This window comes from Hymenobacter sp., from assembly GCF_031398885.1.
Taxonomy (GTDB): domain Bacteria; phylum Bacteroidota; class Bacteroidia; order Cytophagales; family Hymenobacteraceae; genus Hymenobacter.
Window position 1 is genome coordinate 1 of record NZ_JANNOD010000094.1, and the last position, 11,814, is coordinate 11,814.

10 protein-coding genes are annotated in these 11,814 nt (G+C 64.5%); 2 read left to right on the forward strand and 8 right to left on the reverse strand.

Going from position 1 to position 11,814, the window contains the following annotated elements; translation table 11 throughout:
• Positions 1-11: 11 nt before the first annotated feature.
• Entirely contained in the window at positions 12-101 is a 90-nt protein-coding gene (locus RMO51_RS22625; RefSeq protein WP_409025038.1) for an integrase core domain-containing protein, read from the forward strand.
• 10 nt (positions 102-111) lie between these two features.
• Here the strand turns inward: RMO51_RS22625 and RMO51_RS17985 are convergent, their stop codons facing one another.
• From RMO51_RS17985 to RMO51_RS17995, 3 genes are all read right to left on the reverse strand, one after another.
• On the reverse strand, positions 112-288 hold the full coding sequence (locus RMO51_RS17985) for a hypothetical protein (protein WP_310396947.1): 177 nt from the start codon (positions 286-288) through the stop codon (positions 112-114).
• Between the two features lie 316 nt (positions 289-604).
• Positions 605-1,540, reverse strand: a complete 936-nt coding sequence (locus RMO51_RS17990) for an NmrA family NAD(P)-binding protein (protein WP_310396949.1) — start codon at positions 1,538-1,540, stop codon at positions 605-607.
• A gap of 206 nt (positions 1,541-1,746) precedes the next feature.
• Positions 1,747-2,616, reverse strand: a complete 870-nt coding sequence (locus RMO51_RS17995; protein WP_310396952.1) for an SDR family NAD(P)-dependent oxidoreductase — start codon at positions 2,614-2,616, stop codon at positions 1,747-1,749.
• A gap of 204 nt (positions 2,617-2,820) precedes the next feature.
• On the opposite strand from RMO51_RS17995, the gene RMO51_RS18000 reads away from it, so the two are divergent.
• Entirely contained in the window at positions 2,821-3,738 is a 918-nt protein-coding gene (locus RMO51_RS18000; RefSeq protein WP_310396954.1) for a pirin family protein, read from the forward strand.
• A 288-nt stretch (positions 3,739-4,026) separates the two neighbouring features.
• On the opposite strand, the gene RMO51_RS18005 is transcribed toward RMO51_RS18000, so the two are convergent.
• The 5 genes from RMO51_RS18005 to RMO51_RS18025 all read right to left on the reverse strand — a co-directional run bounded on the left by RMO51_RS18005 (position 4,027) and on the right by RMO51_RS18025 (position 11,591).
• Entirely contained in the window at positions 4,027-6,150 is a 2,124-nt protein-coding gene (locus RMO51_RS18005) for a prolyl oligopeptidase family serine peptidase (RefSeq protein ID WP_310396956.1), read from the reverse strand.
• 225 nt (positions 6,151-6,375) lie between these two features.
• A complete protein-coding gene (locus tag RMO51_RS18010; protein ID WP_310396958.1) occupies positions 6,376-7,719 on the reverse strand; it encodes a sorbosone dehydrogenase family protein in 1,344 nt (447 codons plus the stop codon).
• A gap of 110 nt (positions 7,720-7,829) precedes the next feature.
• On the reverse strand, positions 7,830-8,225 hold the full coding sequence (locus RMO51_RS18015; RefSeq protein ID WP_310396960.1) for an NUDIX domain-containing protein: 396 nt from the start codon (positions 8,223-8,225) through the stop codon (positions 7,830-7,832).
• Positions 8,226-8,625: 400 nt separating this feature from the next.
• A complete protein-coding gene (locus RMO51_RS18020) occupies positions 8,626-8,928 on the reverse strand; it encodes a hypothetical protein (protein WP_310396962.1) in 303 nt (100 codons plus the stop codon).
• Positions 8,929-9,128: 200 nt separating this feature from the next.
• Positions 9,129-11,591 carry a prolyl oligopeptidase family serine peptidase gene (locus RMO51_RS18025; RefSeq protein WP_310396964.1) on the reverse strand — a complete coding sequence of 821 codons (2,463 nt, stop codon included), beginning with the start codon at positions 11,589-11,591 and terminating at the stop codon, positions 9,129-9,131.
• Positions 11,592-11,814 lie beyond the last annotated feature (223 nt).

The window sequence follows — 11,814 nt, forward strand, 5'->3', positions numbered from 1 at the left end:
CGCGCCAGCTGGTGGACGAGTGGATGCTCGACTACAACACCCAACGGCCGCACCAAGCCTTGAATTTTATGACCCCACTCGAATTTAAACAAGCGGCTTAACCTCTGCTAACTACTGGCTTACCGAATGGGGAAGCGGACAAAATTGCTTGTTTGATTCTGTATAAAGTGCAGTGGGGGGGCTGGTATCCGCGCCTTCTTGCTTTGCTGCTTCGGGTTGCTCTCTACCATTGCATGAAAAAAGGTCGAACAGGATTCCCAACACGATAATGGTAGAGCGCTTTTTCATCGGCTGCGTAGTCAGAGGTGAGTTGCCTGTTAGAAACAGCGCACTGAGGACGGCGGTGCTTCGGGTTCCACGAACAGTGCAATTTATCCCGCACCCGACTCCTTTTTTCGCAAACCACTTCGCCCCGAGTATAGCCTACTGGGCCCGCAACAGCAAGCTGCGGCAGAACAGCCTGTCACCCAAGTGCCGGAAGGCATCGATTCCCCTCCATCATCGGCACGAGTTACGCGGCGTTTTACCCGCGCCGGGGTAGCCTCTGGGGTTCCGGTTTCGCTCAACGGTTCTCGCATCGCTCGGCCCGGCCGCGAGCGGGGCGCTATTTCCGGGTTGCCAGCACTTGCCGCACCGAAGTCCAGCGGATATCGGGGTAGCGGGCATTGTCCAGCGGCGTGAGCTTGGGAAGGCCGGTGAACATGTTGTGCAGGTACTGCATGCCCTGCCAGGGTGGGAACACGTCGTCGCTGGTGGGCATGAGGGCCTTGGTCACTTTAATCATGGCGCCCAGTACTGCCACGGGTCCCACCCGAAGCAGCTTGAACGGCTGGCCCGTGACGGCGGTGGCGGCCGCTTGCAGGCCGCGCACGGTGGCTACTTCGCCGGCTACGCGCAGGTAGCGGGGCGCGGTGGGGTCGAGGGCGGCCGCGGCCGTGAATTCGGCGGTATTGGCCGTGGTGGTGAAGTCCAGCGGCTGGTCGGCATCGCCGTAATACAGCACCCGTTTCAGGCCGAACAAAACCACTGGAGCCTGCCCGGTCAGCAAATCGGTGAACATGCCGTTGAGGATGGACGTGGCCTGGATGGGGGCTTGGTCGAGGCGTTGGTTGAATTCCCTTCGCAGGTCGAGGTTGCGGTTGGAGCCGTTGGGGAGCTTGGTGTAGTCGATGGAGTAGTCCGACGGAATGAAGCGGGGCACGCCGGCGGCCACGACGGCGTCGAGCAGGCGCTTCTGGCCGTCCACAATTACGTCGCGCAGCCCGGACAGGGCCGACACCACGCAGGCCGCGCCCGCGCAGGCTTTCATAAGTGCGGTTACGCTGTTGAAGTCGACCTCCACTATTTCGGCCCCCATCCCGCGTAGGGCGGTGACTTCCGGTTTGGCGTTGCCGGAACGGACCAGGGCCCGCACTACCGCGCCGCGCCGCAGGAGGGCCTGCGCAATGCGGAAGCCGAGGTCGCCGGTGGCGCCAGCCAGCACGATGGTGGCCGGTGCTGCGTTTGCGCCGCGTTGAGTAGCTGGGGGTTGTTCGGCCAAAATTGAATCCTTAAAACGTGTTGGGGAGATTATTTCGCAGCGGACCTGGGCGAAGCCGCGACTAGCGAACCGCGCCCTGCGAATCGCCAAGGATCGATGATACCGCCATGTCTACTGAAAAGTTGTTCACGGGCAAACTTCGCAGGCTCTCCTTATTCTTCGCAGAGCAGTTCTCTCGGCAACGTTCGGGCGGGCCGCGCGGGCCGCTATATTTTCTTGCGCTGGGGCAGCAGCCCGATGCCCTTGCCCAAGAGCCAATCGAAAAGGCGGGCGGGGATGAGGCGGGGTATTACCCAACTCCGCAGGATGTCCGGTGCGATGCCGTAGCGCAGGCGTGGGCGCGGCGTTTCCAAAATGCCAACCAGGCGCCCGGCCACGTACTCCGGCGTGAGGCCTTTGGCGCGGGTGCGGTTCACGAAGCCGGCGAAGCGCTGGGCGGCGCCGTGGTAGGGCGTGTCGCGGTAGGGTTCCAGGTCCATGCCTTTGTCCCAGATGGGGGTTTGGGTCACGCCCAGCCCGATGAGCACCACGGACACGCCGAACAGCTGCAATTCCCGGCGCCAGGTGGCCGTGAGGCCTTCCAGGGCGAACTTGGTGCCCACGTAGGCGCCCATAAACGGAGACGCCACCTGCCCGCTCACCGAGCCAATGTTGATGACCCGGCCGGGGCGCCCCCGAAAATCGGCCCGCGCCCCGAGCAGCGGCAAAAACGCCTGGGTGACCTGCACCAGGCCCAGCACGTTCACCTCGAAATGCTGCCGCACCACGTCCATGGGCTGGTACAGCAGCGGGCCGCCAAGGGCAATGCCGGCGTTGTTGATGAGGCCGCGCAGGGGCTCGCCGGCCAGCTGGCGCTCCACTTCAGTCGCGGCCCGGGCAATGGCGGGCGCATCGGTCACGTCGAAAAGCAGCGGAACGAAATGCTCGCCCAGCTCGGCTTGCAGGCGGGCGGCATCGGCCGGGGTGCGCACGCTGCCAAACACGCGGTAGCCGCGGCGGAGAAAGGCGCGGGCCGTGGCCAGCCCCAAGCCACTGGATACGCCCGTTATCACCAGGGCCGGCAGGGAAATGTTCATGGGGCGGAAGGTAATTGGATTCCGGCAACCCGGGGCTGGGTTGGCCGTGGCGGCGGCAGGGAAACCAGGCACTACCAGGGTGCCGTTGCCTGGGCGCCGCTGGCATCTTTCGGCCCCCACGTCGCGGTGCCGGGTAACTGGCACGAGGACGCAAACCCCCCATCAATAAAAACAGTTGCTTAGCAAGACTTTACGCCCCCTGCCATGCTCGACCTTGTTATCGACGCGCGCCCCGCGTCCATCGGCCCCGGCTTCGACGTGCGGCGCATCCTGCCCTACCGCCTGCGGCGCATGCTGGGCCCGTTCATTTTCATGGACCACGCCGGGCCCGTGGCCGTGGCGCCCGCCCAACTGGCCAGCCTCGACGTGCTGCCCCACCCCCACATCGGGCTGAGCACCGTGAGCTACCTGTTCGGCGGGCAAGTCACGCACCGCGACAGCCTGGGCGTGGAGCAAATCATCCGGCCCGGCGAGGTGAACTGGATGACGGCCGGCTCGGGCATTGCCCACTCCGAGCGGTTTGAGGACCCGGCCGCGCTGGCTGGCGGCGCCCTGGAAATGGTGCAGACCTGGGTGGCCCTGCCCGAAGTCGACGAGGAAGCCGCGCCCGCCTTCGCCAACTACCAGCCCCGGGAACTGCCCGTGTTCACCGACGGCGGCGTGTGGCTGCGCCTCATTGCCGGCAACGCCTTCGGCCTGCGCAACGACGTGAAGACGCACTCGCCGCTGTTCTACCTGCACGTGGTGCTGCAAGCCGGCGCCCGCTTCGGCCCGCCCCGCGGCTACCCCGAGCGCGGCGCCTACGTGGCCAAGGGCCGCGTGGAAGTGGCCGGCCGCGCCTACGTCGCGGGCCAATTGCTGGTGTTTACGCCCGGCCTCGACCCGGTGCTGGTGGCCCTGGAGCCGAGCACGCTGATGCTGCTGGGCGGCGAGCCGCTGGGCGAGCGGTTCATCTGGTGGAATTTCGTGTCGTCGCGCCGCGAGCGCATCGAGCAGGCCAAGGCCGACTGGGCAGCTGGCCGCATTGTGCTACCACCCAACGACAACGCCGAGTTCGTACCCCTCCCGCAGGACAAGTCCCGGCCAGCCGGCTCGTCGCCCTCGCCCCAGGCGCTGTCCTGAAATGTGAGGGCGAAAAGCCTTTTGCTACGTAATACCAACGCCAGCAGCACGTCATTCCGAGCTGGCCGAGGAATCTCGCTCGCGCCGGTAGGCGGCGCGGCTGAATCGGGCGAGATTCCTCGGCCAGCGCGGAATGACGTGCTTCTTCAATCAGCTTCAGTTACTTGTGCGCGACTGCTTAACAACCAACCACACGCCAAGAATACCGCACGCAAAAGCGGCCTGCATGGCCCCAAAAAAGCCTTGCCGCCCCGATGGACGGCAAGGCTTTTCACTGACTGCTAACGGCTAGTTATTCTGGTACGGCGTCACGCCCATGTTCTGGAACATGAAGGCCCACTTGTCGGTCTGCTCGCTGATGATTTGAGCGGTGCTGCGGCCCGCGCCGTGGCCGGCTTTGGTTTCGATGCGGATAAGGACGGGGGCCGGGCCTTTCTGGGTTTCCTGCAGGCGGGAGGCGAATTTGAACGAGTGCGCGGGCACCACCCGGTCGTCGTGGTCGGCGGTGGTGACCAGGGTGGCGGGGTAGCTGGCGGGCTGCAGGGCGTGGTAGGGCGAGTACTTGTATAGGTACTCGAACATCTCCTTCGAGTCCTGGGCCGTGCCGTAGTCGTAGGCCCAGCCGGCGCCGGCCGTGAACTGGTTGTAGCGCAACATGTCCATCACGCCCACCGCCGGGAAGGCGACTTTGAACAGCTCGGGGCGCTGGGCCATGGTGGCGCCCACCAGCAAGCCGCCGTTCGAGCCGCCCGAGATGGCCAGGTAGTCCTTGCTGGTGTAGTTGTTCTGCACCAGGTACTCGGCCGCGGCAATGTAGTCGTCGAACACGTTCTGCTTTCGCAGCTTGGTGCCGGCTTCGTGCCATTTTTCGCCGTACTCGCCGCCGCCGCGCAGGTTGGGGACGGCGTAGATGCCGCCGTTTTCGAGCAGCACGATGTTGGACGTGCTGAAGCCGGGGGTGATGTTCACGTTAAACCCGCCGTAGGCGTAGAGCAGCGTGGGGTTTTTGCCGTTGAGCACCACGCCTTTTTTGTGGGTGATAATCATGGGCACTTTGGTGCCGTCTTTGGAGGTGTAAAACACCTGCTTCGACTCGTACTTGCTGGGGTCGAACTGCACGCCGGCCTTCTTGTACACCGTCGATTTGCCGGTGGCAATGTCGTACTTGAAAATGGTGGGCGGGTAGATGTAGGAGGTGAAGGTGTAGTAGGTTTCCTTTTCCTCCCGCTTGGCCCCGAAGCCGCCGGCCGAGCCCACCGAGGGTAGGGCAATGCTCCGCTCCTTCTTGCCGCTCAGGTCGTACTGCTCGATGAGCGAGGTGGCGTCCTTGAGGTAGTTGGCGAAGATTTTGCCGCCCGCGGTGCTCACGCTGAGCACGTTTTTGGTTTCCGGGATGAGGTCTTTCCAGTTGGCCGGCTGGGGGCTGGCGGCGTCCACGGTCACCAGCTTGCCGTTGGGCGCGTTCAGGTTGGTGAAGATGTAGAGCTTGCTGCCCACGTTGTCGACGACGTTGACTTCGCTCTTCTCGTTGTCGACCACCTGCACGATGGCGCTGCCGGGCTTGCTCAGGTCCTGCAAATACAGTTCGTTGCCGCTGGTGGTGTTGGCCCCGCTGATGACCAGGAACCGCTCGTCCTCCGTAAGGCCGGCGCCGATGTAGCGGCGGGGCGTTTTCTCGCCGCCAAATACCAGCTTGTCCGTGCTCTGCTGGGTGCCCAGCTTGTGGTAAAACAGCTTATGAATCTGGGTTTTGCCGGCCAGCTGGCTGCCGGCCTTGGGCTTGTCGTAGCTGCTGTAGTAGAAGCCGTCGTTGCCCTTCCAGGCCAGGCCCGAAAACTTCACGTCCTTCAGCGTATCGCCCACCAGCGACTTGTCGGCGGTCTTCAGCACAATCACCTTGCGCCAGTCCGAGCCGCCCTCCGAAATCTGGTAGGCGGCCAGACTGCCGTCCTTGGTGAAGTTGATGCCGGCCAGCGAAGTGGTGCCGTCCTTGGAGAAGCTATTGGGGTCGAGGAATACCTCCGGGGCGCCGGCGCCTACTTGCCGGTACAGCACCGACTGGCTCTGCAGGCCGGTGTTCTTGGAGAAATACGTGTACTTGCCTTCCTTAAATGGGGCGCTGTATTTCTCGTAGTTCCACAGCGTTTCGAGGCGCTTGTGAATGGCGTCGCGGTACGGAATCTGGGCCAGGTAATGCTGGGTCACTTTGTTCTCTTCCTGCACCCAAGATTTGGTGTCGGCGGCCTGGTCGTTTTCCAGCCAACGGAACGGGTCGGCCACCTTGGTGCCAAAGTAGGTGGTCACGGTGTCCACCTTTTTCGTCGGCGGGTAAGGCAGCGTTTTGAGGGGCGCTTGCGCGTGGGCCGCTGCGCTCAGGAGCAGAACGACCAATGGAGCATAAAAGCTTTTCATAGGATGAGTTAGGGGTGGCTACGACCGCTGATGATTGCGGTGCTCTAAATGTAAAGCAGATTCCGACTTTGCTGTTTCAACCGCGGCCCGCGGCGCCTGGCATAGAGCACAGCGCTAGCGCCAGATTTCAGCAAAAAGCCCCAGCCGAGCGCCCGCAAACCACGTGGTCCGGGGGCGCCCGCCGGGGCTTGGCTTCACAAGCAGTCTGGAAAGAGCCGCGCGGGACTATATCTGTCGGGCACTCACCCGCCAGATTTTGTCGGCCGCGTCGTCGGCCACCAGCAGCGAGCCGTCGGGCAGCATGGTCACGCCCACGGGCCGGCCATAGGCGTCCTTGGAGTCGCCGCCGGCCAGGAAGCCGGTGAGGAAATCCTCGGGCGGGCCGCTGGGCTTGCCGTTGGCGAAGGGCACGAACACCACCTTATAGCCCGAAAACGCCGTGCGGTTCCAGGAGCCGTGCTGGCCGATGAAGGCGCCATTGCGGTACTTGGCCGGGAAGGCCGCCTTGTCGTTGAACGCCAGGCCCAGCGAAGCCGTGTGCGCGCCCAGGGGCACGTCGGGCACCAGGGTTTTCTTGACCAAATCGGGCCGCTCGTTCTGGCGGCGGGGGTCCTCGTTCGGGCCGTAGTAGGCGTAGGGCCAGCCGTAGAAGCCGCCTTCCTGCACGCTGGTCATGTAGTCGGGCACCAGCTCGTCGCCCAGTTCGTCGCGCTCATTCACGGCCGTCCAGAGGGTGGTGGTACCGGGGGCCCAGGCCATGCCCACGGGGTTGCGCAGGCCGCTGGCGTAGATTTTTTCGCCCGTGCCGTCGGGGTTAATTTCCAGAATGTTGGCCCGGCGTACCTCATCCGCGGCCCCGTGCTCCATCACGTTGCTGCCCGAGCCCACGCTCACGTAGATTTTGCGGCCGTCGGGGCTGGCCAGCAGGTTGCGGGTCCAGTGGTTGTTGTAGCCGCCCTGGGGCAAGCTGAGAATTTTTTGGCCCGGGCCCGAAATGGTGGTGGCGCCGGGCGTGTACGGGAAGCGCAGCACGCCGTCGGTGTTGGCCACGTAGAACGAGTTGCCCAGCACCAGCATCCCGAACGGCTGGTTGAGGCCCGCCAGAAAAGTGGTTTGCACGTCGGGCTTGCCGTCTTTATCGGTATCCCGAAACAGCGTAATCCGGTTGGCGCTTTCGGCGCGCAGGGAGCGGGACTTGTCGAGCCTGAGCGCCGCGACTACCTTCCTCTTGGTCGTCGTCGGCACGGTGGTCGACTCGGCCACCAGCACGTCGCCGTTGGGGGCCACGTACATCCAGCGCGGGCTGTCCATACGGCTGGCGTATTCGGCCACCGTGAAGCCGGCGGGCGCGGTGGGCGTGCGGCCGGCGGGCCAGCCCACCACGTTCACGCGGTTCGAGACGGATTCGGTGGCGTAGGGCGCGGGCAACTGCAAGGCGGGGGCGGCGGGCGGGGCCACCGTTTGGGCCGGCGTGGTGGCCGCGGCTTCCTGTTTTTCTTGCTGACTGGGCCCGCTGCAAGCGGCCAGCAGGGCCAGGCCCGCCAGGGTCATAATATGTTTGCTTAGCATCGCGAAAAAAGAATAAGTAAAAGAGTGCGCTGGCCCCGCAAGGCACTTAGCGTCTTCGGGTTTACTTGTCCTCCCACAAATTGTTGCAAACGCAGGAGCCGCTGCGGGCCTTATTCCGCCAGCAGCCCCCGTTCCCGCAGCGAGTCAAATATCAGCTGGTCCACCGCCGATACCCGCGGCCGGTCCCGGTAGGTGAGCCACGCCAGCTCCTCGATTTCGGCGGCCGGCCGCAGGTGCCCGGCGTAGCGGGCGCGGTAGCAGGTCATGCGCACGAGCACGCCCTCGGGGTGGCCGTGGGCGGGCGCGTCCCAGGTGCCGACGTGCGCCAGGCTGGCCGGGTCCAGGTCCACGGTCAGCTCTTCCTTAATTTCGCGCACCAGCGCCTGGGTGTCGGTTTCGCCGGCCTCGCGCTTGCCGCCGGGGAGGTAATACCGGTCCTTGCCGCGGCTGCGGGTGCTGAGCAGGCGGCCGCCGTGCAAGTGTAGCCAGGCGATTTTATCAACCATGGGGCTGGGTCTGCTGCTCTCAGCATGGCTGGCAGCGGCATTTTAAAATAGTTTACAGAACTCAGCACAAAGCGCTTTTTTCGAAAGCTGATTTCGTAAACTCGTTTTCTGAATTCGGCCTGAATCCTCTGTCCATTTATCAAGGCCAAGGCCGCGACAGGACCACGGCACGCAGTTCACTTAAAGAGGCCTTAAACTCTCTTTTGCTTTTTCAGTATCGATAGGCTCCCTACTTTTAAAATACTGCTTGCTGCGCAGGCCCCGACCCGGGAAATGTACGTTCGCCATTGATCAGACCGCCCACGTAGTTCGAATACCCTTGGCTATCCTTGATGAACGCTTGCCACAGGCCAGTGAAACTGGGGGAGAAGTAGTAGTGCGTACCATCGCTGAATACCACTCAGTAGTAGAAATACGATACCTCGACTTTGCGGTAAAGCGCAAAGTCCTTAACTATTGTACCCTTTACAGCATGTTCGATGAGGAAATCTGAACTGCACACGTAAACGTTGGCCGTGTGAAGGGTCCGAAAGTAGATGCAGGCGAGCAGAAGGGCGACAATGGCTAACCCAAACTCGTAGCCCGGTTTTGCAGACCAAACAAATGTAAGGGCCACTACGGCACAGACCCCGGCGGTGAACAGGAAGGATGTCCACTTGATGGCCAACGGTTGAACGGCGCCGATGCTTATTTTAATGCCCATGATGGTTAACCTATTCGAGAAGCTAGTCAAGAAAGATGCGCCGTTGTTCGGGTGCAAGACTGAATAACCTTCAGAGGGACGGCCATTTTTCTAAATGTGGTGGAGTTGGAGTAAACCGGCGGGTTACTATAAAAAGCGCAGCCTGCTGTGTAGTAGTGCCACGCCCCTCACCGTCGCCAAACCCGCACGTTGCGGCGTCACTAATTAGCCGGCGGGGGCGTCGGCGCTTTCACGTACTTGTTCAGCCACGAATCCATTTCCCACAGCATGTGGAGCAGGTTTTCGCGGGCGGCGTAGCCGTGGCTCTCGGCGGGCAGCACCACGTAGCGGGCGGTGGCGCCCTGGCCCTTGAGGGCGGCGTAGAACCGCTCGCTCTGGATGGGGAAGGTGCCGGAGTTGTTGTCGGCCTCGCCGTGGATGAGCAGAATGGGCGTCTTGATTTTGTCGGCGTAGTTGAACGGCGACATGGCGTTATACACCTCCGGGGCCTGCCAGAACGTGCGCTCCTCGCCCTGGAAGCCGTAGGGCGTGAGGGTGCGGTTGTAGGCGCCGCTGCGGGCCAGGCCGGCCTTGAACAGGCTGGAGTGCGCCAGCAGGTTGGCCGTCATGAAGGCGCCGTAGCTGTGGCCCATCACGCCCACGCGCTTGGCGTCGACCACCCCCAGGCGGGCGCCTTCGTTGATGGCGGCCTTGGCGCTGCTCACCAACTGCTCGACGTAGGTATCGTTGGGTTCCTTGTTACCCTCGCCCACAATCGGGATGCTGGCGTTGGCCAGCACGGCGTAGCCCTGCGTGACCCAGAACACCGGCGAGCCCCAGCTCAGGCGGGTGAAGGTGTGGGGCGAGCCGCTCACCTGGCCGGCGTTGTTCTTGTCCTTGAACTCGACGGGGTAGGCCTCCATCAGGGTAGGCAGCGGGCCGTCGGTTTTCTTGTAGTTCTGGGGCAGGTAGAGGTCGGCGGTGAGGTCCACGCCGTCGGCCCGCTTGTAGCGGAGCACCTGCTTCTGGAAGCTGCCGCCGAAGCTGGCGTAGGGGTTGGCGAATTTCGTGACGGCGGTCAGCTTGCCTTTCTTGGTGGCGTCGCGCAGGTAGTAGTTCGGGGCCTGGGTAGCCGACTCGCGGCGGGTGAGCAGTTGGCGCTGCTGGCCGCGGGCGTTGAGAATGGCCACCGGGATTTCGTAGGCCGGCGCCTCCGAGCGCCACCAGCGGGTGGTTTTTTTGGTGCTCAGGTCCAGCTCGTCCACGAAGGGCCGGTCGCCCTCGGGCGAGGCGCCGTTGCCCAGCAAGTAGATGCTCTGGCCCGCGGGGCCGCCGGTGAGCAGCACGAGCTTGCCCTGGGCGTTGCGGTACTCGTAGGGCGTGCCGGGGTCTTTGTAGGTGTCCTGCGAGGAGCCGTCGAACAGCACGGTGAGCGGGGCAGCGGGCGCGCTGGGGTTCAACTGCCAGGTGGTTTGGTGGCGGTCGGCCCAGCGGTAGCCGTCGGCCAGGGCCAACTGGTCGTTGCCCCACGACAGGCCGCCAAAGCGCATCGGCAACGCCGCCAGCTCCTGGGCGGCGCCGGCGAAGGGCGCGGCCAAAGTGAATATTTTGTCGCGGATGGCGGCTTTCACCTTGGGGTCGCCGCCGTCCTGGGCTTCGGCGTAGTAAATGGTAGCGGGCGCGTCGGCGCGCCAGGCGTGGCCGCGCGGGCCGGTGGCCACGGCGTCGAAATTGGTGGGCACGGCGTCGGCCAGGGGTAGGTCGGCGATAGTTTTCACCGGGGCGCCGCTGGCCAGGTCCAGCACGTCGACGCGCTGCGGGAAGCTGCTCAGCGGCAGCGTATAGGAGTACGGGCGGTGGCGGGTGCGCAGCAGCACGTACCGGCCGTCGGGCGAGGGCGAGGCGGTTTGGATGACGCCGGGCGGACCCAGGGGCTGGGCGGCGCCGTCGGCCAGGCTCACCTTCACCAGCTGGGCGGTAGCGTAGTAGTCGAACAGACGCTCATCGGCGGGATTTTTCAGCAAGTCCTGGTAAGTGCGGGCGCCCGACTGCTTGCCGCCGCCGCTTTCCTGCACGGCCGGGCCGGTGGGCGCGGCGTCGAGGGCGGGCGCGGCGCCCCGGCCCGCGGGCACGGTGCGGGCCAGGATGATTTTGCTGTCCGGCGCCCACTCAAACGAGTTGCCGAAGGCGTCGTTGAGCGGCGCGGCCAGCAGGCGGCGGGCGGTGGCGCCGGCCACGTCGGCCACCCACAGCTCCACGCGGCCGTCGGTGCCGGTGCCGGGCGTGGTCAGGGCGAAGGCTATGGTTTGGTTGTCGGGCGACCAGCTCACGCCGCTGATGCGGGCCTGGGCGGGGAGGCCCCTCACCGCGGTTTCGGGGCCGCCGGGCAGCTTTTTCAGCTTGATGCCCACCGCGTAGCTCACTCGGCTGGGGCCGTTGGTGCGAGGGTTGAAGCGCAAGCCGGCGAGGCGCAACTCGGGCTGGGCCAATTCAGCTACCGTAGGAAAATCCTGCACCTGCAGCAGGGCCAGGGTCTGGCCGTCGGACGAGAGGCTGACGCGGGGCGTGGGCGGGGCCAGCAGCAGGTCCTGAATGGCCTTGGGCGGCGTTTGGTACGGAAAATCCTGGGCCTGGGTCACGGCGGCGGCAAGCAGAAGCGTGGCGGAAAGAAGCAGTTTTTTCATACGAAATGAGAATGAAAAGGAAACCGGCGCGGCCGGGTGCCGCACCTGCAAGGTAGCCACGGCGGCTGTTGCGGCGGGTACATCTTTTGGGGGCTGACTTCGACCTGTCGCCTGGCTCCTGCCGGGCACCCCACCCCCGGGCCCCCCCCCCGGGGGGGGGGGGGGGGGGGGGAAAACAAAACGCTGGGGCCCCACCCCCCCCCGGCGGGGGCCGGGGGGGGGG